The sequence below is a fragment of the Streptococcus sp. 29896 genome (assembly GCF_032594915.1).
GTDB classification, from domain to species: Bacteria; Bacillota; Bacilli; order Lactobacillales; family Streptococcaceae; genus Streptococcus; species Streptococcus suivaginalis.
Window position 1 is genome coordinate 1,014,083 of sequence record NZ_CP118733.1, and the last position, 21,421, is coordinate 1,035,503.

General features: G+C 41.4%; 18 protein-coding genes. 2 read left to right on the forward strand and 16 right to left on the reverse strand.

Annotated features, from left to right (window positions below; genetic code table 11):
- Window positions 1-230: 230 nt before the first annotated feature.
- From nth to PXH68_RS04765, 9 genes are all read right to left on the reverse strand, one after another.
- Window positions 231-854, reverse strand: coding sequence for an endonuclease III (gene nth / locus PXH68_RS04725; RefSeq protein ID WP_248028638.1), 624 nt, complete (start codon window positions 852-854; stop codon window positions 231-233).
- Between the two features lie 183 nt (window positions 855-1,037).
- Window positions 1,038-5,882, reverse strand: a complete 4,845-nt coding sequence (locus tag PXH68_RS04730) for a S8 family serine peptidase (RefSeq protein ID WP_248028639.1) — start codon at window positions 5,880-5,882, stop codon at window positions 1,038-1,040.
- Between the two features lie 177 nt (window positions 5,883-6,059).
- Window positions 6,060-7,130: an ABC transporter substrate-binding protein gene (locus PXH68_RS04735; protein WP_248028640.1), complete on the reverse strand. Its 1,071-nt coding sequence runs from the start codon at window positions 7,128-7,130 to the stop codon at window positions 6,060-6,062.
- Window positions 7,130-7,900, reverse strand: a complete 771-nt coding sequence (locus tag PXH68_RS04740) for an ABC transporter permease (protein ID WP_158454940.1) — start codon at window positions 7,898-7,900, stop codon at window positions 7,130-7,132. Before PXH68_RS04740 ends, PXH68_RS04735 begins: the two co-directional genes overlap by 1 nt.
- A complete protein-coding gene (locus PXH68_RS04745; protein ID WP_158454941.1) occupies window positions 7,900-8,700 on the reverse strand; it encodes an ABC transporter permease in 801 nt (266 codons plus the stop codon). Before PXH68_RS04745 ends, PXH68_RS04740 begins: the two co-directional genes overlap by 1 nt.
- Complete coding sequence (locus tag PXH68_RS04750) at window positions 8,684-9,838, reverse strand: ABC transporter ATP-binding protein (protein WP_248028641.1); 1,155 nt, start codon at window positions 9,836-9,838, stop codon at window positions 8,684-8,686. The genes PXH68_RS04745 and PXH68_RS04750 overlap by 17 nt, the downstream gene beginning before the upstream one ends.
- Window positions 9,839-9,855: 17 nt before the next feature.
- The gene (murB, locus tag PXH68_RS04755; RefSeq protein WP_248028642.1) at window positions 9,856-10,764 is read right to left on the reverse strand and encodes a UDP-N-acetylmuramate dehydrogenase; all 909 of its coding nucleotides are present in this window, start codon (window positions 10,762-10,764) and stop codon (window positions 9,856-9,858) included.
- 123 nt (window positions 10,765-10,887) lie between these two features.
- Window positions 10,888-11,751: a homoserine kinase gene (gene thrB, locus PXH68_RS04760; protein WP_205030756.1), complete on the reverse strand. Its 864-nt coding sequence runs from the start codon at window positions 11,749-11,751 to the stop codon at window positions 10,888-10,890.
- A 2-nt stretch (window positions 11,752-11,753) separates the two neighbouring features.
- The gene (locus tag PXH68_RS04765; protein ID WP_205030757.1) at window positions 11,754-13,040 is read right to left on the reverse strand and encodes a homoserine dehydrogenase; all 1,287 of its coding nucleotides are present in this window, start codon (window positions 13,038-13,040) and stop codon (window positions 11,754-11,756) included.
- 92 nt (window positions 13,041-13,132) lie between these two features.
- On the opposite strand from PXH68_RS04765, the gene PXH68_RS04770 reads away from it, so the two are divergent.
- Window positions 13,133-14,086 (forward strand): polysaccharide deacetylase family protein, encoded by a 954-nt coding sequence (locus tag PXH68_RS04770; RefSeq protein WP_248028643.1) that lies wholly within the window; start codon window positions 13,133-13,135, stop codon window positions 14,084-14,086.
- A gap of 80 nt (window positions 14,087-14,166) precedes the next feature.
- Here the strand turns inward: PXH68_RS04770 and PXH68_RS04775 are convergent, their stop codons facing one another.
- From PXH68_RS04775 to PXH68_RS04785, 3 genes are all read right to left on the reverse strand, one after another.
- Window positions 14,167-15,318, reverse strand: a complete 1,152-nt coding sequence (locus tag PXH68_RS04775; RefSeq protein WP_248028644.1) for an iron-containing alcohol dehydrogenase — start codon at window positions 15,316-15,318, stop codon at window positions 14,167-14,169.
- A gap of 165 nt (window positions 15,319-15,483) precedes the next feature.
- Window positions 15,484-16,479, reverse strand: coding sequence for a YhdH/YhfP family quinone oxidoreductase (locus PXH68_RS04780; protein WP_248028645.1), 996 nt, complete (start codon window positions 16,477-16,479; stop codon window positions 15,484-15,486).
- 185 nt (window positions 16,480-16,664) lie between these two features.
- Window positions 16,665-17,003, reverse strand: coding sequence for an ATP cone domain-containing protein (locus PXH68_RS04785; protein WP_158454955.1), 339 nt, complete (start codon window positions 17,001-17,003; stop codon window positions 16,665-16,667).
- Window positions 17,004-17,131: 128 nt separating this feature from the next.
- Here PXH68_RS04785 and pepF point away from each other — a divergent pair, with 128 nt between their 5' ends.
- The gene (gene pepF, locus PXH68_RS04790) at window positions 17,132-18,922 is read left to right on the forward strand and encodes an oligoendopeptidase F (RefSeq protein ID WP_248028646.1); all 1,791 of its coding nucleotides are present in this window, start codon (window positions 17,132-17,134) and stop codon (window positions 18,920-18,922) included.
- Between the two features lie 23 nt (window positions 18,923-18,945).
- Here the strand turns inward: pepF and PXH68_RS04795 are convergent, their stop codons facing one another.
- The 4 genes from PXH68_RS04795 to PXH68_RS04810 all read right to left on the reverse strand — a co-directional run bounded on the left by PXH68_RS04795 (window position 18,946) and on the right by PXH68_RS04810 (window position 21,342).
- The gene (locus PXH68_RS04795; RefSeq protein WP_248028647.1) at window positions 18,946-19,554 is read right to left on the reverse strand and encodes an alpha/beta hydrolase; all 609 of its coding nucleotides are present in this window, start codon (window positions 19,552-19,554) and stop codon (window positions 18,946-18,948) included.
- Complete coding sequence (locus tag PXH68_RS04800) at window positions 19,547-20,509, reverse strand: VOC family protein (protein ID WP_316716057.1); 963 nt, start codon at window positions 20,507-20,509, stop codon at window positions 19,547-19,549. The genes PXH68_RS04795 and PXH68_RS04800 overlap by 8 nt, the downstream gene beginning before the upstream one ends.
- Window positions 20,510-20,640: 131 nt before the next feature.
- A complete protein-coding gene (locus tag PXH68_RS04805) occupies window positions 20,641-20,976 on the reverse strand; it encodes a Lin0368 family putative glycerol transporter subunit (protein WP_248028649.1) in 336 nt (111 codons plus the stop codon).
- A 12-nt stretch (window positions 20,977-20,988) separates the two neighbouring features.
- Window positions 20,989-21,342, reverse strand: a complete 354-nt coding sequence (locus tag PXH68_RS04810) for a Lin0368 family putative glycerol transporter subunit (RefSeq protein ID WP_205030763.1) — start codon at window positions 21,340-21,342, stop codon at window positions 20,989-20,991.
- Window positions 21,343-21,421: the final 79 nt, after the last annotated feature.

Consider the following 21,421-nt stretch of genomic DNA (forward strand, 5'->3'; position numbering starts at 1 on the left):
TTTCCTTAACCGACATCTAAAATTATATCTCATTGTTTGTGTTTTGTCAATATCAAAGAGTATTTACAATGTAATATTCGTTTTTATGAGAAATATTCAAATAGAACCCAACCAAACATTCGTATAGTTTCGTTTTGATAGTATTTTTCTAGAAAAATTTAAAAAATGTTCTGATTTAGCTAGGTATTTCTTACAAGAAAACGAAAAAAATCTTCAGAAACTGAAGATTTTTAATCAAATTTATATAATTGTGGAAATTTATCACAGTCAGGATTTTTTGGATGGCAGACTTCTCGTCCAAAATAAATCATAGCCTGATGGGCTGGGAGCCACAATTCTGGCGGCAAGACTTCCATGACCCGCTTCTCAGTTTCCAAAGGTGTCGCTGACTTTTTGACAATGTCGTGGTGTTTACAAATGCGTCCCACATGGGTATCAACTGCGAAGGCAGGAATGCCAAATCCAACACTCAACACTACGTTAGCCGTTTTTCTACCAACTCCAGCCAAGGCTTCTAATTCTTCACGAGTTTGAGGTACAATGCCATCATGTCGATCCAATAACTGCTGAGCGCATTCTTTCAAAAATTTGGCTTTATTACGATACAAGCCCAAACGAGAAATGTAGGGCTCGATGTCCTTTACTTCTGCTGCTGCCATAGCCTGGGGTGTTGGAAAAGCTGCAAATAAACCAGGTGTTGCCTTGTTAACGGCAGCATCCGTTGTCTGAGCAGACAAGAGCACCGCACAGACCAATTCAAAATGATTGCGGAAATCCAAACTTGGTTGAGCATCAGGATAGAGGGCGATAATTTCTTCAATAACTTTTCTTGCACGTTTCTTTGATAATACCATGTCATACTCTTTCTAGTTTTTTAATATTATATCATGAATTCCTAGTGAGAAAGTTCCCTAGTGTTTGTTTTTTCAATAGAATCTGCATGACTTGTTTTTTTCAAATCCTAGAAAAAACCTAGTCAGACTTGTGACTAGGTTTCTCCAAGGAAATATTCAATTTTCTCATTGACAAACTTGATTTTATTTCATTTCTTTTTTCTTTGCAAAGCTAAATCCGATGATGAACAATCCAGCAAGACCAAGCAGATTCCATGAGGTTGTCTGGGCTTGACCAGTCGTTGGCAATTGAGCTTTAGACTCACTTGGAAGAGCTGGATTCACTGCTACTTTCCCAGCCCTTGGAAGTACTGGTTTCTGAGGTACAGAAGCTTGCTTCTTTTGGTTGTTTGGGAGAGGTTGTGGTTTAGTCTCAGGATTCACTGGCGGACTAGTTGGTGCATCAACTGGAGCTATTGGTTGTTTAGTCGTATTGGTCGTTTCGACATCTTCAGGTGGTGTCTGAACACCTGTCGTTGGTTTTGTTGGTGTTTCAACTGGTGCTTGATTGCCACTGTTGCTTGAACTTGCAACACCATCCAAAGCATCCTGAGCCGCTTTAAGACTTGCAAGAGCTTGATCTACCGCACTTTGTGTCGCCGTCGCATCTGCTAAGACTGTTTGAGCAGCTTCAACAGCCTGATCATAAGCTGTTTTACGTAGGTCAGTAGCATTGAGATACTTGGCATCTGTTGCTTTCAAGACTGATGCTACTGCAACTAGATTACGCAATGTTGCATAATCAGTTGCTTGACCGTCTAAAGTAGATTTTGCCTGATTCAAGTCAGCTAATGCTTGATCGACAATTGCTTGGGTTACGTTTTCACTTGCTACTACCAATTGTGCAGCACGCAAGAGGGTATCATAGGCAACTTGTTTGGCTGGGTCTGCATTATAGTAAACAGCTTCTTTACGAACTTCATCATAGCGAGTGATTTCTGCAACTAAGGCACTTGTGTCTGTTGCGAAACCATTTAGTGCAGTTTTAGCTGCCAAAAGATTTGCGAGCGCAGCATCTACTTCTGACTGATTGTGTTTTGCAGCAACAACCGCTTGGGAATTTGCAAGGGCTGTGTCATATGCATCTTGTAAAGTAGTATCTGCATTGTAGTAAACCGCTGTTTTCTCGATGCCTTCTAGCAAGGCGATATTGGATAATAAGCCTGTTTTGTTGATCAAGGTCAATGTTTTTACATTGCGTTTGTTATCAAGGACAGTTACACTCAAGTCTTCCAAAAATTCATAGCCAGTTGGAAGATTTGCTGCCAGTGTGTAAGAGCCAACAGGGACAAATTTTCCAAAGTCTGTTGTAGAGTATTTTGCATTTGGAAGTGCAATTAGTTGACCTGTTTCAGTTACCAAAGCAAGACTTGTTCCAGTTGGTAAGTTTTGGTCCACATCGACCAAAAGGCTAGCTTTTTCCAACAAGGTAACATAGAAATTCACAGCCGCAGTGCTATTTTCTTCAGAAATTGTAACTGTTACGCTAGTTTCCCCTGCCACAGTTGACCATTCTGTATCATAAAGGAAGAGATCAAAGGTGTATGTACCAAATGGCAATTTCAGGATAGTATCATCACCTGCATAGCGAGGTAGTTCTGTCACAATTTTACCTGTTTCATCCTTGACAGAGTAAGAATAGGTAATTGGTGTTGGAGCATTGGTTGCTTGGTCTAGGAGGTTGACAGTGACCAATCCGAGATTGTTTCCAATGCTAATCAAATCCGCTACTTTTGCAGATACAAGGTTACCCGCAAAATCTTCAACGGTGTAGTAGAATTTGGAAATATCAGCCAAGTCAAGTGGCAAGGTAAAGGTGCCATCTGCGTTTTGGGCAACAAACACCTTGTTGTCTTTGACAACAACCTGACCATTTTCGTCCAGATCAATAGCCATTGTTAAACCAGCATCATTGGTTGAAAGGTAGAAAACTTGCTCTCTAAAAATGCCAGACAGACCATTTTCAACTGCTTGACGTGGATCAAACACTTGACTTGTTTCATCGTATGTTGCAGTTGTAATTACTGGCGCCTGACGGTCAATGATGACATCAAATGCCATTGTTTGAACATCTGCACCTGGAACTTCTGAATAGTAGGTTAAAACGTACTGATAGCGTCCGTCCTCTAAATCATTCCCCTCTTGGTCTGTTCCAGCCCACTCTGTCGGATAGACAATCGTTGATTTTGGATTCTTTGGATCCCCACTAAAGTAGTTTTTCTCTCCATAGTCAGGTTCACTTGTCCAAAGAGGTGTTTTACGTTCCGTATCATCCGCAGCATAAACAGAAGCTACTAATTCCGTATAGTTTCGAAGAAAGACCCCTTTAAAGGCCAAGGAATCCTGGTTATTATCTCCGTTTGGAGAAATTGCCAAATGCGGTTTCCCGTTTTCATCTAACTCAAGAACAAAATAGCCAGCTTCATTCTTAAAGGTTCCAAGTGTCTTAATGGCAAGATCTGTACGTTCATCGGTTGAATAAATCAGTTCTGAACTACTTGTGACAAGACCTGTATAATGATGAGTGCTATCAACTGTCAATGGCTCTTCAGCAACTGGCTCAAAATAGAAACCACCTTTTCCATCTGCGATGAGGTTATAGATTGGTTCTTCAAGTACAGGAAGGTTTTGGAAAGCTCCTTTAAAGCCGACATAAGGGATGCTGACAACATCGACGCCATCAACTTGATCTGTGAAACGAACAAAGCCTTCTAGGTAGTAACCATTTGGCATTAATTGAGACAATTCTTGTGCAAAGGCACTAGCGTCTAAGGAAATAGTGACAGTAGTTGAACTGTTTGCTTTTACTGTAACAGTCTGGCCTGCAGTCCTTTCCAGCAATCGCGGTGTCAAACTATAGGAACCATCTGCTACCGTATCTGTGTTCAAATCCGTTACATAGGTAAAGCTCTTATCTTGGTCTGTGATATTGTGCAAGGTCACTTCAAAACTGAAACGATCTGCTACATTTCCAAGCGTAATACTGCTGTAGCCGTCAGCCCCTGTCAAATAGACACCATTCGAAATGGCTGCGGCCGTATCAAGAATACCTGCACCTTGCTGTCTTGGAGAAGTGTAGGCTTGAGTCTCAGTGTTGAAATGTGCTTTAGCAGTAGACATAAGCAAATGTTTGACCAAGGCTTCAATTTCCTGAGCAGACTTTTCTGGATAGGCTTGCAAGAGGTATTGTTTAACAAGAACAGCCGCACCAGCAACGTGAGGAGCCGCCATACTAGTTCCGTTCATGCTACTGTATTCATTGTCATTGATGGCTGCATAGATTGAACCACCTGGAGCCGCTAAATCAGGTTTCAACTCACCATCAGCAGACAAGCCCCAGCTTGAAAAATCAGACAAGATCCCTGCCTCTGGGTTTGGTTTCTTATCAGATTGATTGTTAAATTGAATTTGGTACTGATTCGCAGCAAGTGCTTCTCCAAATTCATACGGAATAAAGATCGATGGAATTGCAATGGCAGTATCATCGAGGGACATGCTGACATTTGCTTCTCCTGGTCTGCTGTTGTAAATAACAACACCGATTGCTCCTGCTGCTGTTGCATTGGCAATTTTTTCAGAGAAGGTGATGGAACCTCGTTTGATCAGGGCCAATTTACCAGTTAAGTCTAGTCCGTTGAAGTCATCAGCTTGACCTAAACCAGCAAAAACATAATCATATGATTTACCAATTTCGAACTTAACCGGGCTCATTTCAGGGTTGTTGAAGGAACTTTTTCCGTTGTTTAATTCTGCATTGTTTTCAAGACCGATGATATTGATGACTTGGCTGCTCACGGTTGTATTGTTATAAGATGCAACTGAAATCGCATCACGAGCAGTAGATGGGTTACCAACCAAACCATAGTCAGGATTTTCAACTGCTGGATTGGCATGTCCAGAACCAAATGTCCCGTCATTACCAGCCGCAATGACAACTGTTACACCAGCTTTTCGAGCGGCAGCAATGGCAGCATCAACAGTTGCATCCATGTTGACCACGGAACCATTTGCACCACCGAGACTGAGGTTGATACTGTCAGCACCTAATTTGACGGCATCTTCAATCGCTTTTACATAAAGTGCTGGACCTGTTGTTGACTTAAGATCAGAGAAAACACGCATGAACATCACTTGTGCTTCAGGAGCAACACCATAGATTAATTCCCCACCATTTGGGATAGTTGGGTTTCCTGCAGCAATACTGGTTACGTGCATACCGTGTGATGTTTTATCAGCTTCTTTCAATACTGCGTTGACATCCACATAGTTGTAACCAAAGATGACTTTTTCACTAAACCATTCACCATAGTTAATGCCTGCGGCTGCTTTAGCAGCTTCTAGTTCTTCTTTTGTGCTATATTTTGCCTTGCTAGCATCTGTCAAATGCAGCACATCATGTTCGACATCCAAGCCAGAATCGATAATTGCAACGACAGTTCCCTCACCCTTGTAGCCATTGTTCCAAACTTCAGGAACGGTGATAATGGTGTTACTGTCGATATTTTGTGGCTTTTCAGTTGACGGATTAGATACAGCAGAATCTGTTGCTGTATCAACAGAACTAGAGACTGATTCTGGAGCAACTTCATTACTTTCAGCAGTCGCAACAAGTGCTGGTGTTTCTTCAGCGGTTTCTGTTACAGCTGTTTGAACGACAGTTGTTTCAGTAGAGACAGGACTAGTTACTGTTTCTGTTGCTACTTCTTCAGCTGGAGTAACTTCTGTTGAGGCGTTTGCCTCTTCAAGAACAGGTACAGTGTTAATTTCAGTCGACTCAGTAACAGTCGATGTTGTCCCAGTTGTAGTTTCAGTAACTGCTTGGCTCTTCGTTCCTGGTGAAAGACTAGTTACCGTTGCTTCAGATGAGGAAATCTGACCTTGTTCTGCCGCCAAAACGCTTGGCCCTCCAAACAAAAATACCGCACCCAAAAGAACGGACACAGCCCCTATTTTGTATTTACGAAGTGAGAATCTCTCTTTCTTTTTCATGTAATCTCCTCCTAATAATTCTCCTTTTTTATTGGCTGAACCAATATATATAGTTAAACATAAAATAGGAGGCATTTCAAGTATTTTCTGAATATTCAGCATTATCCAACTTTTAGAACGTTCCATAGCTTTTAACTATACCCTTACACAAAAAAAGAACCAATACTGGTTCTTCTCTTATTTGCGATACATTTTAAACTGAAGAAAGAGGTCGTTATAGGCTCCAAGGAGCTTGGCTCCAAGGTTATCGTAGACTTCCATATTCTCCATAGTTTCTTCCGATGGATAGAAGGCTTCATCATTTTGTGTTTCCTCATCGAGCATGGCTTTAGCCTCAGGAATTGGTGTTGAATAGCCTACATACTCCGCATTACGGTAGGCATTTTCTGGACGAAGCATAAAGGAGATAAAGGCATGTGCCCCATCAATGTTCTTGGCTGTTTTTGGTATAACCATATTGTCAAACCAAAGGTTAGAACCTTTTGATGGTACAACGTAACGTAGATTTTCATTTCCATCGAGCATCTCGCTAGCCTCTCCAGAGAAGCTAACGGCAACGGCTGCTGCATCTTGGATCATGTAACCTTTGATTTCATCGGCTACGATTGCCTTAACATTTGGAGTTAAGTTATAGAGATGATTAGCAGCTTCTTCTAGCTCGGATAGACTTTTTGAATTCAGACTATATCCCAAGGATTGGAGTCCAAAACCCATCACTTCGCGCACGCCATCAATTAGCATGATATTATCACGGTATTCCTCTGACCAGAGATCCTCCCATTCTTCAGGGGCATTTTCCACCATGGTTTCATTATAAACAATCCCTAAGGTTCCCCAGAAGTAAGGGACAGAGTAGTCATTTTTCTCATCAAAGCTGAGTCCCATAAATTGCGGATCAATGTTTTCTATGCCAGTGATTTTCGACTTGTCTAATGGAATCAACATGTCTTCTTCAATCATTTTAGAAATCATATACTCTGATGGAACAGCTAAATCATAGGTTGTGCCACCTTGCTTAATCTTGGTATACATGGCTTCGTTGGAATCAAAGGTTTGGTAGTCAACCTGGATACCTGTTTCGGCTGTAAATTCTTCCAAAAGAGTGGGATCAATGTAATCACCCCAATTATAAATCACCAACTTATCAGTTGTGCCTTGTGTTGATTGCTCCTCTAAGTTTTGACTAATTGCCCACAAAGCAAGAACAATCACCACTACGCCTGCTAGGAATGAATAAAGTCGTTTCATTATTCCGCCTCCTTTTCACGCGAGATAAAATAATAGCCCACCACTAACAAGATTGAAAAGAGGAAGACAAGAGTTGACAGGGCATTGATTTCCAAAGAAATCCCCTGACGAGCTCGGGAGTAAATCTCAACAGAGAGGTTTGAATAGCCATTTCCCGTCACAAAAAAGGTAACGGCAAAGTCATCCAAGGAATAGGTAAAGGCCATAAAGTATCCTGCAATAATAGCAGGGGTTAGATACGGCAACATGATTTCTCGCAGCATCTGAAACTGGGTAGCTCCCAAATCATAGGCAGCAGACACCATATCCGCATTCATTTCTTTTAGACGAGGCAAGACCATCAACACCACAATCGGAATGGAAAAGGCGATATGGCTGAGTAAAACAGACACAAAGCCTAATTGGAAGCCAATCATGGTAAAGAGAATCAAGAAACTGGCACCAATCATAACATCGGGCGCTACCATTAGGATATTATTGATAGATAAAAGAGCATTTTGAAAACGAGGACGAGCCTGATGGATATAAATTGCTCCAAAAGTACCAATAATCGTCGCAATCAAGGAACTAGTGAAAGCTAGGAAAAAGGTTTGAGCAAGGATAAGCATCAAACGCTTATCCCCCAGCATGGAAGAAAAATAATCCAAGGTAAAACCAGTAAACCCGTTCATGTCACCGCCTTCGTTAAAGGCATAAGCTATCAAGTAAAAAATAGGAAGATAGAGGACAAGAAAGGCTACCGTGAGATAAATTTTTGCAAATTTCTTCATTATTTTTTCCTCTCTTTCGTCAACCACATGGTAAAGAGCATGGCCACAATTAAGACGACACCAATTGTAGAGCCCATTCCCCAGTTTTGCGTTGTGAGGAAGTGTTGCTCAATAGCCGTTCCCAAGGTTATTACGCGGTTTCCTCCAATCAAGCGTGTCAGCATAAACAAACTTAAACTTGGAATAAAAACTGCCTGCACACCTGAACGAACGCCATTCATAGAAAGGGGGAAAATCACTTTAGTAAAGGTTTGCCAAGAAGTCGCACCTAAATCCCGACTGGCATTGATAAGATTTGGGTCCAAATCATCTAGCGCATTAAAAATCGGTAAAATCATAAAGGGAATTTCAATGTAGGCTGCTACTGCTATGAAAGAAAAATCTGTAAAGAGAATCTGCTGGGCACCAATGCCGACAAACTCCAAGAAGGAATTTATCGAGCCATTTTGACCAAAAATCCCGATGAAGGCATAGGCTTTCAACAAGAGATTGACCCAGGTCGGTAAAATAATCAACATCAGCCACAACTGCTTATGCTTGAGTTGCGTCAAAAAATATGCAGTTGGGTATGAAACAAGCAAGGTGACCAAGGTGATAATGCCTGCATAGAAAATCGAGTTGAAACTCATACGCAAGTAAGTCATGTTTGGAGAGTTGAAATAACTCGCGTAGTTAGCTAGGGTCAAATTTCCATCCAAGTCAAAAAATGACTTGTAGATGATTAAGACAACTGGAGCTAAGACAAAGAGGAAAACCCATAGAGCATAGGGAATAGCAAACAGTCTAGAGGTTTTCTTCATTTCTCTCCTCCTCGATGGCATTGATCAAGCCATCTTCGACTTCTTCAATTTCCACATACTCTTCAATACGAGCATCAAATTCTTCTTCCGTTTCGTTGAGACGCATGATATGGATATCTTCTGGCTCGAAATCAAGCCCGATTACTTCTCCGACAATGGCCTTACGAGTCGAGTGAATCATCCATTCATTGCCTAAATCGTCATAAGCGATGATCTCATAGTGAACGCCACGGAAAAGCTGGGTATCCACTTTTACCTGCAACTTCCCTTCTTCTGGTAGAGTAATCCGCAAATCTTCTGGACGAATGACCACTTCGACCTCTTCATTTGGACGCATACCACCATCGACCGCCTCAAAGCGTTTGCCATTGAATTCTACGAGGTAGTCTTCAATCATGCGACCTGGCAAAATATTGGATTCTCCAATAAAGGTTGCAACAAAGTGGTTGATCGGTTCGTCATAAATATCAACTGGCGTTCCAGATTGGACAATCTCGCCTTCATTCATGACGAAAATCCAGTCACTCATGGCAAGGGCTTCTTCCTGATCATGGGTAACAAAGACAAAAGTAATGCCTAATCGTTGTTGGAGTTCACGCAATTCATACTGCATCTCCGTCCGCAATTTCAGGTCCAAGGCAGACAAGGGCTCATCAAGTAAGACAAGACGTGGTTGATTAATGATGGCACGAGCAATAGCCACACGTTGACGTTGACCACCCGACAGTTTCTGAATCGAACGCTTCTCGTAACCCGAAAGACGGACCATTTGCAAGGCTTCCGTAACTCGGCGTTCAATTTCTGCCTTATCTACCTTTCGCAACTTCAAAGGAAAGGCCACATTTTCAAATACTGACATATGTGGGAAAAGGGCATAAGACTGAAATACGGTATGCACATCACGTTTATTGGTTGGAAGATCGTTGATACGTTGACCATCTAGGAAAATATCGCCTGAACTCGCGTCCAACAAGCCAGCAATAATGTTCAAAATGGTTGATTTTCCAGAACCAGACGCACCCAACAAAGTATAAAATTTTCCTTCTTCTAATTCAAAGTTAATATCCTTGAGAACGGTTGTGCCGCTATCTTCAAAAACTTTTGAGACATTTTTAAATTCAATAATTGGTTTTTTCAATTTTCATCAATTCCTTCTTAATTGGCTGACGAATCCTCACCGATGATGCGGACTTCTCTTTCTAACACGATGCCAGATTCTTTTTCAACAACAGAAATCACGTGGGCAATCAAGTCTTCGTAATCTTTGGCAGTACCATTGTCCACATTGACCATAAATCCGGCATGCTTTTCAGATACTTCAACACCACCGATTCGGTAACCTTTTAGACCGGCCTCCATAATCAATTGACCAGCAAAATGACCAAGCGGACGCTTGAAGACAGAACCACAAGATGGCCATTCCAATGGTTGTTTTAACTCACGTAAATGCGTTAGACGGTCCATTTCTTGTTTAATAACCGTGTGATTACTTGGTTTCAAAGCAAACTTGGCAGATAAAACAATGGCACCATTTTCTTGCAAAATGGACGAACGGTAGCCAAAACGCAAATCACGTCCATCCAAAGTTTCAACATATCCAGCTGGAGTCAAAACTTGGGCGGAAACCAAGATATGCGCAATCTCCCCACCATAGGCACCTGCGTTCATATAAACAGCACCACCGACGCTTCCTGGGATACCACAAGCAAACTCAAAACCTGAAAGCGAATGGAACAAGGCTACTTTAGTTGTTTCAATCAAATTAGCTCCTGCTTCTGCTTCAATTGTATAACCAGAAACGGTCACAGACTTGAGTTCATCCATTCGGATGACAAAACCACGAATACCCCCATCTTTTACAATGATGTTGCTGGAATTCCCCAAAACCATCCAGGGGATCTGTTCACGATTAGCAAATTCCACGATCCGTACAATCTCATAGCGATTGCGTGGAAATGCTAAGTAATCTACTGATCCCCCTACTTTAGTATAGGTGTAGTCTTTCAACGGCTCGTCGAAACGAATATCGATTCCTTCAAGTTCTTGCCTGATTTTATCTTTCATATTACATCTCTTTTCAAAAAATAGAATATCTAACACATTATACCAAACTTTGGTATGAATTTCCATCCTATTTCCCTCCTTTCTCATTAGACCAAAAGAAAAATCCACCGAGGTGGATTTTTCTTATGATTGGATCTGGATGCCTTCTTGGTCAACTTCAAGGACATGGAGGCTACCATCTAGTTGTAGGGCAGTAATTTTTTCTGAAATACTCTCCAGTTTTTCTTTGGCTGCAAGGACCATGACAGTTGGACCTGCGCCAGAAAGATAGGTCGCATAGGCCCCTTCTTCATGACCAATTTGTTTAATTGGGTAGAATTCTTGAACCAATTTTTGACGAAAAGGCTCATGGAACATATCGGATTCAATAGCCTTACCAGCCGTTTCAATATCCCCTTTTAATAGAGCTGCAACTGCCACGTTTGCAATACTACTGGCAGCAACGGCTTTCTTGGCTGATAATTGACTAGGCAAGACACCGCGACTTTCACTTGTGCGCAAGGGGTAATTCGGAATGAAGGCAAGAAACCCTGTCTCAGGAAAATCTGCCACAACTGCTGCTACCTTTTTATTGACATAACTTGAAATCACCAAATTTCCATAAATAGCTGGCGCTACGTTGTCAGGATGGCCTTCTATTTCAGTCGCAATGGTCAACTTTTCTTCCTTTGTCAGTTGTAGATTTCCAAGTTGATTTGCCAGTTCAATACCAGCAACAATGACAGAACTAGATGAACCAAGTCCTCTAGCCAGAGGAATATCGCTAGTCATCTTGAGCCGATGGGGTTGCAAATTTTTACAAACCTTCAAAGCGGTTTTTATCAATAAATTGTTTTGGTCACTTGGCACGTATTCCAAGTTGTGTTCGATTGCCCATTGGTCTGCCGGTTCAAGGATGTCGATATACAGATACTTGCTCAAGGCAACACCAACTGAATCAAAACCAGGACCAATATTGGCACTGGTTGCAGGTACCGTAATTCTCATATTTAATCCCCCAAAACTTTGAAGGTATTTTGAACTTCAACAGCTTCCGCCGCAGCTAATTTAGCTTGCACATTTTCCAACTGAGTTTTACTCATTGCGTGAGTAACAATGACTACACGTGCCTGGTCTCCAAGTGAAGCAGCTTGCAAGATTTGTTTAAAGGAAATGGATTCGCTATTGAAGATTTCAGCCAAGCGAAGCAAGGTACCTGTCTTATCAGGCGCTAAGATGGAGAAATAGTATTCACTTACGACATCTTCAGGTTTGGCCAACTGAAGAGGACGGCTGTATTCATTAAAGGCTTTGCCGACGGTCTTATCATTCAAACGACGAACGATTCGAACGATATCTGCCACAACACTTGTTGCGGTTGGCTTTTGACCTGCTCCCGGTCCGTAGTACATGGACTCGCCAATTCCGATTGATTCAACAAAGACGGCGTTCATGACCCCGTTGACACTTGCAAGAGGGTGTGATTTTGGTAAGAATGTTGGAGATACTTCGGCAGCAATACCTGAGGTGGTTTCTTGAATATCACCCACGAGTTTAATAACGTAGCCCAGCTCTTGCGCTACCGCTACATCTTCTGGTGTGATTCCTGAGATGCCCTTGTGTGCAACTTGTTCAAAATCAATGGTCATACCAAATGCAAATTGACTCAAAATCACAGCCTTGTAAGCCGCATCAATTCCTTCAACGTCATTGGTTGGGTCTGACTCTGCATAACCCAATTCCTGAGCTGTTTTTAAGGCTTCATCATAGGTCCATCCTTCGTCGACCATTTTAGTCATCATGAAGTTTGAAGTACCATTCAATACTCCAAGGACGCGGGTAACCTTATCAGAAGTAAGCGAATTTGCCAAGGTCCGCAAAATTGGAATACCGCCAGCGACTGCTGCTTCATAATAAAGAGCTACCCCATTATTTACAGCCAATTCACGCAATTCACTACCATGAACAGCTAACAAGTCTTTGTTTGCAGTAACAACATGTTTCCCTGCTTCTAATGCACGGCTAATGAAGGTTTTAGCAGGCTCGATACGGCCCATTAATTCTACAACGATTTGAATTGTATCATCAGATAGAATATCGTCAATATTGGTTACAAAATGATAATCATGTCCAGCTGCAAGTAATCGCTCTTTTTCCGCTTGGTCTTTCACCAAAACCTTTGCAACTTGAATGTTTTCTTGAGCAGCTTGTTGAATTTTCTCAGTATTTTCTTTCAACAAAAACGGAACGCCACTCGCTACTGTTCCAAAGCCTAAAAGGGCAATATTAATTGTCATAAATACTCCTTAAAATCTATTTTTCCCATTATAGCACAAATTTTTAGAAAATTCTGCTACAATAGATTTAAGAATAAATATAGGAGGAAAAAATGACCGCCCAGCATACACGAACCAGTCGCAGACGCAGGAAGAAAAGCGGCCCCAAACTTGCCCTTTGGCTAGGCATGCTCCTCAGTCTTTTACTTATCCTTGGAACCATGATTCTTTTTATCAAAGGTACCAGTCTTTTCAGGCAGGATAGTCAAGCAAGCACTTCCATCTCTAGTTTTGTAACGAGCTCAACCACAAGTGAATCCCAAACGAGTACTAGTCAAGATGACAGCACTAACTCCTCTGATATTCCTTGGGAGCAACAAGCAGAGCCGGTTAAAATACCTATTCTTATGTATCATGCCATTCATGTCATGTCTCCTGAAGAAAGTGCCAATGCAAATTTGATAGTGGATCCAACTACTTTTGAATCCCATCTCCAAGCTTTGCAGGAAGCTGGTTATTATAGTTTGTCTCCCGAAGAAGCCTATAAAGTGTTGACGGAAAATGTCTTGCCTGCTGGAAAAAAAGTGGTTTGGTTAACCTTTGATGACAGCCTCTGGGATTTTTATGACATTGCTTATCCGATTTTGAAAAAATATAAAATGAAGGCTACCAATAATGTCATTACAGGTCGGACAGAAAGTGGTATGACTGGCCATCTCACACTTGACCAATTAAAAGAGATGCAAGCAAATGGCATCTCCTTCCAAGGACACACCGTGACACATCCTGATTTGGAATACTCGAGTTTAGAGGACCAGACTAGAGAACTTCAACTTTCCAAGACCTACCTAGACACCAATCTCAATCAAGATACCCTTGCAGTGGCCTATCCAGCTGGACGATATTCAACTGACACCTTATCCATCGCTGAAAGTATAGGTTACAAGTTGGGCGTCACTACCAATGAAGGGCTTGCTTCGGCTGCTGATGGCTTACTCAGTCTCAACCGTGTCCGCATCCTACCAACCACCACTCCTGAGACACTCCTACAAACAATTGCACAGTAAGATGAATGAACAAAAATAGCACCCCGTTTTTGAGAGTTGGGGTGCTTTTTTATTCCTCAAAATCTATAACAAATAGACATCTAGAAGAGTTCTTTATAGAAGGCAATAGTTTCTTCCAGTGTCGGCATAAATGGATTGCCTGGTGCGCAGGCATCGATCAAGGCATTCTTGGAGAGGTATTCAAAGTCGAAGTCTTCTTCTTTGATATCCAACTCAGTCAGTTTTTTCGGAATACCGACTTCGGCAGACAGTTCTTCAATTTGAGCGATTGCATAGTCTGCACATTCCTCGTCAGATTTGCCTGCGATGTCTAGCCCCAATGCTTTTGCCACATCTCGAAAGGCTGCTGGTACACGTTTAGCATTTTCCCGTTCGATAATTGGTAAAATCATGGCACAGCAGACACCATGTGGTAAATCATATACAGCCCCCAACTGGTGAGCCATAGAGTGAACATAGCCTAGACCAGCATTATTAAAGCTCATACCTCCAAGGAAAATTGCATGAACCATAGCCTCACGAGCTTCGATATCCTGACCGTTTTCAACTGCACGAGGCAAATATTCCTTGATCAGTTCAATAGCACCCATAGACAGTTTCTTAGTCACACCATATGCTCCTGGAGTTACTAGAGCTTCAATTGCATGGGTCAAGGCATCCATACCCGTTGCTGCCGTTAAAGCTGCTGGTTTAGAAAGCATGAGTTCTGGATCATTAACTGACATCACGGCTAAGCTATTCTTATCTACCATTACCATTTTTACCTTACGTTCCTCATCCGTAATAACATAGTTAATGGTAATCTCAGCAGAAGTACCTGCAGTTGTATTGATAGCGACAACTGGCAAGCCTTTTTTCTCAGACTTATGAAGACCTTCATAATCTTGAGGTTTTCCGCCGTTTGTTGCCATAATGGAAATACAGCTTGCCGCATCCTGTGGAGAGCCGCCACCAACCGAGATAATAAAATCACAGTCATTTTCCTGCAGAACAGCTAGTCCGTCATAGACATTTTTACAGGTTGGGTTTGGGTCCACATGACTGAAGACCACATAATCTACACCTGCTTCATCAAGCGGCTTGGTTACTTTGGGTAGAATGTCGCTTGTCAACAAAAATTCATCCGTTACAAGAAGAGCTTTCTTGTAGCCCAGTTCTTTGACATAGCCACCAATTTCATTGACACAACCACGACCAATTAAGTTGACCGCTGGAACATAAAAAGTTGCCATAGCAAAACCTCCGTTTAAAGTATATTATTATGTTTTTTCTACACTATTAGCATACACCTTTTTCCTAGTTTTATCAATTAATATGTGAAGTTTTTCTCATTTGTTTTTTTCTAAAAAAGAAAGAAGGCAAACAGCTCCTTCTTTCTCTTGCTTAATAGAAAACAACTAGAATACCACAATGGTACGCCCCAAATGTCTACCTTCTTTTAGTTCTTGAATAACATTTGGCAATTCTTCCAAACGGATTTCATTATAGGTTAAATTGTCACAAATTTTCCATTCCGAAGCAAATTTCTCCCAGACCTTACAGCGTTTTTCATGACTGATTTGAACAGAATCAATACCCAAAGCCTGGACTCCTCGTAAGATAAATGGAAGAACGTTGGTTGCAACTTTTACTCCAGCAGCATTTCCACATAGACTAATTGCCCCATCATAGTCAATTTGCGGAATGAGATGCGAAACAACATCTCCTCCAACTGTATCCAATACGTAATCATAGATTCCTTTTAAGAGGAGAGGATTTTCTTTTAAGAAGATCTGCTCTGGTTTGATAATATCCGTTGCCCCAAGTTTTCGAACCAACTCATCCTGGGTATCTTTACGTGTTAAAGCTGTTATTTGTGGATAGCCAAGGTGCTTCAAAATAGCCAAGGCCACACTTCCAACTCCACCACTTGCACCTGTCACTAAGAGCCGAGGAGCATTCTGGGGCTTCATACCAGCATTTTCCAATGCCAATACAGATAGACCAGCTGTCAATCCTGCAGTCCCAATAATCATTGCATCCTTCATACTAAGGCCGGCTAGCAAGGGAACTACCCATTCATGAGGAATTCGAGCGTATTGAGCAAAACCACCCGTGTGAGACATCCCCATCTCATAGCCTGTAACCAATACTTCTTGTCCAACTGAAAAATCAGGAGAATCGGACGAAACAACCACTCCAGCTAGATCAATACCTGGAATCATAGGATAGTTTCGAATAACACCAGCATTTTTCTGAACAGCAAGCATGTCCTTGTAATTGACTGAACTATAAGCGACTTTTATAAGGACATCACCTTGATGTAAATCATCCAGACCGATGGTTTTGGGGCCAAAAACCAAGGCATCTCCTTGCTCTTCTACGACCATTGCGGTAAAAGTATCTTGCTTCATTTTACTGTCCTCCATTAAAGTTGTTACCTGACTTAATTGGTCTTTTCAACCAAAAACTCTATACTATCATTATAAAAGGAAAATGATGATATTTCCATATGCTAAACTCCAAGAATTCCTTATAGAAATCCATTAGCCCAACTTATAAAAAAACGACCAACTATCCGTTGGACGTCTTCTATGAATTAACGAATTTGCTCAAAACTCAAGTGAACAATAATTTTATCAGCATAGCCATTGCGTTCCAAATCACGCTGCAATCGATAGGAAATATAATGTTCCGCAATCGTGATATAACCCGCATCCAAGAGACGATGCTCCACCAATGATTGCACCATACTAATGGTTGGACGTTCAGTATGAGCCTCTTCCAAGTCTAGTACAACTTTTTTGGTGACTTGGGCAAGGTTTTTACGCCAGTTATCATCGATAACGTAGACTGTTTGAGCAGCCTTGATGATGGCTTGATAAATCTTATCTGGATTAAATTCTACAACTTCGCCACTTCGTTTAATGACTTGCATAAGGAGCTCCTTTCTGGTTTTCAGTAAACCCTTTCACACTTCTATTATCTAGGTTTTCTGAATTTTTGTCAAGTTTATTTTCATAAATATGATATAATAATGGAGAATACATGAAAAAGGAGAAACATATGACATCTGCAATGCCAAAACGTCAAGAAATTGATGTTCAATTAACTTGGAATACAGATTTGCTCTTTCCAAGCCCTGAAAATTACAAAGAAAACTTGGTAGCTTATGCGGAACAAGTTGCTGCTTTTGAATCTAACTTCAAAGGAAAATTAGCGGACAAGGGAATCATTGTTGCTGCTCTGACAGAATACGAAAAAATCGTTATTCTTGATAGCAGACTTTCCCACTATGCCTTTTTGCCATTAGAAGTTGACAAGATGAATACTGAATTGGCGAGCCTGGCCAATGAATACGACCTCGTTTCTGCCAAGGCACGTCCTCAACGAGATTTCCTCTATTCAGAACTTGGTCAATTAGATGAAGCCTTTCTTCTTGAATTAAAAGAAGAACAGCTACAATGGGCTGCCTTCTTTGATGCAATCCTACGTGACAAGCCTCATCAGCTTCATCCACTACAAGAAGAACTTCTCTCTAACTTCGCACCAACCTTTGGTCAGCCATATAATAACTACGGTGTGACCAAGTTTGAAGATATGACCTTTGATAACTTCGAGGCAAATGGCGAAACGCTCGGCAACAGCTATGTGCTCTTTGAAAATGATTATGAACTCAGCCATGATACCGAAATTCGTCGCAATTCAGCTGCTGGCTTCTATTCAACCTTGAAGAAATACAAAAATACAACTGCTGCGACTTATTTGTCTCATATCAAAAACGAACAAATCGAAGCTCGCTTACGTGGTTTTGACAGCACAATTGATTTCCTCTTGCATAGTCAAAATGTCTCTCGTGATCTCTTCGACCGTCAAATTGATGTTATCATGAAGGAATTAGCTCCTCACATGCGTCGCTATGTCAAATTGGTTGCTAAGGCTCATGGTTTGGATAAAATCACTCATGCTGACTTGAAAATCAGTCTACCATCTGAATACAATCAACGCATTACTCCTGAAGAGTCCAAACAATTCTTGATTGACTGCTTGGGTATTCTTGGAGAAGATTATGTAAAAATGATTGAACAATCATTTGACGAGCGTTGGATTGACTTTGCTCAAAACGAAGGTAAGGCAACAGGTGGCTTCTGTGCTACTCTTTACGATGGACCATCCTATATCCTACTATCATGGACAGGTTTGATGAACGAAGTCTTGGTATTAGCTCACGAATTGGGACATGCTGGTCATTTCCAATTGGCTAAGAAACAAAGCGTCCTCAGCTACGATCCATCCCTCTACTTCATCGAGGCTCCTTCTACAGCTAATGAAGTCTTGACATGTAACACCCTTTTGAAAAACAACCAAGACCCTGGCTTCCAGGCTTACTTGATTAGCGAGTTGATCAGCCGTACTTACTTCCACAACATGGTCACTCACTTGCTTGAAGCAGCCTTCCAACGTGAAGTTTATACTCGTTTGGACAATGAAGAATACCTCAATGGTGATATTCTCTGCCAAATCAAGTTGGATGTCATCAAGAAATTCTGGGGTGAAGACTTTGAAATCGGTGACGATGCAGGTCTTATCTGGATGCGTCAACCACACTACTACATTGGTTTGTATCCATATACCTACTCAGCTGGTTTGACCATCGGTACGGCTATGGCTAAACAACTAGAAGAAAATCCTGAAGAAGTTGTTGAAAAATGGTTGGAAACCCTCTCACTCGGTGCAAGTCTTTCTGCCCAAGACCTTGCTAAACACGCAGGTGTCGACGTTTCGACTGACCAACCACTCAAAGAAACCATCGCCTATGTTGGTTCGCTAGTTGACAAACTTGAACAACTGATCTAAACCAAAACACCTAGTCTTTCTGACTAGGTGATTTTTTCGTCCCTGTACCATTGAATGAGAACTTCTTTTTCGGGCTCTGTCAAAAAATGCCCGCCATTAAATAGCCATAAGGTCAAGTTTTCAAAAGCATGTATCTTCCAAGCCTCACAAAGCTTTTCCAACTCTTTCAGATTAATCATCTCATCATTTCGACCTGCTGTCATTAGAATAGGAAGCTGGGAAGAAATGATTGGAAGCGGATAAGAGAGGGCTGATGGATGGAGCAAGAGAACTTGATTGACTGATTCAATTCCCTTTGCTAACAAGCCTATGACAAAATTGGCTCCATTTGAAAAGCCAATCAAACTGATTTTATCATAGCTCGACAAATCTCTTTCCCGCCAGTTTTGAAAAAAATCCTGGATGCGCTCTTCAAAATCCTCTTGATCGAGCTGACCATTGATAAGCGGTTTGAAAAAGCGTCTCATCCTTCCCTGATCTGACCAGGTTCCTTGAAATGATAGGATACTGGCAGATGGGTCCAAAAGCTTCCTCATAAAAAGCAAAGAGGTTTCATCGCCACCAGTCCCATGAAAAAGGACCAATAAATGACGATTTTCCCCCTGAAGATAGTATTCTTTCATTTTATTCATACCGTTCTGCCAAGCTACTTTCGATATCTGCCCGATCTTCTTCAAGAAAAGTCGGTAGAAAAAGCGGTATCTGATCTAAGAGCTCCCTTTGCTGAGGAATAGGAGCTTCACGGTGACCAGATGCTGTCGCCACTTCAAACATCAGATAGTTTGGGGCACGATAATAGAGCGAATGCATGAAATCACGGTTGATAATCCCCGTGTGAGGACGCTCCATCAGATTTAAACGTGTTACTAAATCTTCTAAATCAGAATGATTCTCCACCCCAAAGGCAATATGATGGATACTTCCCACCCCCATCACACTGATCGGTGCTTCGAGATCCAAAATCAAATCAAGTCTATGGTGAAAATCATTATCAAAACCGACTGTCAAAACTTGTTGTCCCTGATAAACAAAAGACTCCTCCACTTTAAATCCATACAATTCTACAAGCTGTTTTCGTAAGGATTCAACTTCTCGAATTCGCATTTGTAAACCAGCAATACCAAGAATAGCATGTTCTTGTGGCACTTCTGATTCTTTTGAAGGAAACATCCTCTCTATTACTACTTCATGATAGGTAAAACCTAGTTCTTGTCCATCACCATCTTGCAAAAACAACATATCTCTTTTACCAAATACCTGTATTCCAGAATGCTCGACACCAAAAGAGTCCAAACGCTTCATCCAATAAATAAGACTGGCTTGGTCTGAAACTAAAAAAACGGTTCGTTCTAAAGCGTTCGAACCAGGTCGTCTAGTAGGACTATTGGGCATATCAAAAATGGTAAACTCTGTGCCAATTCTCCCCTTTTGGTCACCAAAAAAGAGATGGTACATGTTGGAATCTTCCTGATTAACTGTTTTTAGGATCAAATCCATTCCCAAAATACGGTGATAAAAGTCATAGGCTTGGTAGATGTTTCCAACCAAACTAGAGATATGATGAATACCTGTATTGTTCATGCTCATTCCTTCTTTCTGAAATTATTTTATCACTAGTTAAAGACAAAAGAAACTAAAATGCTCAAAAAAGCCTGGATCTAGTCCAGACTTCTATACTATTCATTTCCACAAATGAAAGGATTCAACTGTTTATAGGCCTATAAAATGAATGAGAGGAGCAAACCGCCAATCAAACCACCAACAACTGCTGCTAGAATATTTCCTTTGGCTTTTCCAATTTTTCCACCTCTTGCAGCCGACGCCACAAAGACGCCAACACCAGCTGCAAGTCCCATATCGACCCAAACGTCACCGGATTGGGTCATTAAACCAACTCCATGATTCAAGGTCCAGATGGTACCAACAATCATGGCTGCTGCTACCCAACCACCGATCGGGCCCCAGCTATCCACCATTTTTCCCCACATCATTCGAATGACGAAGGGAAAGATAAATGCACCAACAACAGTTGCAATTGCTTGTTGAATTGTCATCACAGCTCCTCCTTAATCTTTTTCCATATCTTCTTCAACTTTTGCTGCTACCAATCCACCCAAAACTGCTCCGACTAGGACCAAAAGGATGGTTGGTAGTGAATCTACCACACTGCCAAAACCATACAGAAAGGCATCACGGAAAATTCCGCACAAGGCAATTCCTAATCCCATATCAACAAATGCTGAATCTGGATCATGTTTGATTAAGCCAAGGTAATGGTTCATAAACCACATGGGACCTATAATAATAAATGCAGCAAAGTAGCCACCTGCGATACCATAGGCATTTGCAAAAGCACCCCATACACTCATAACAATCATACCGGCAATCATATAGCCGATTGTAGAACGTAAAAATTTCATTCTTCCTCCTCCAACTTCTATTCGTCAGCTAGGCTAACAATTTCTTTGACCTTGATTTCCTAGCAGATTCGAAATTACT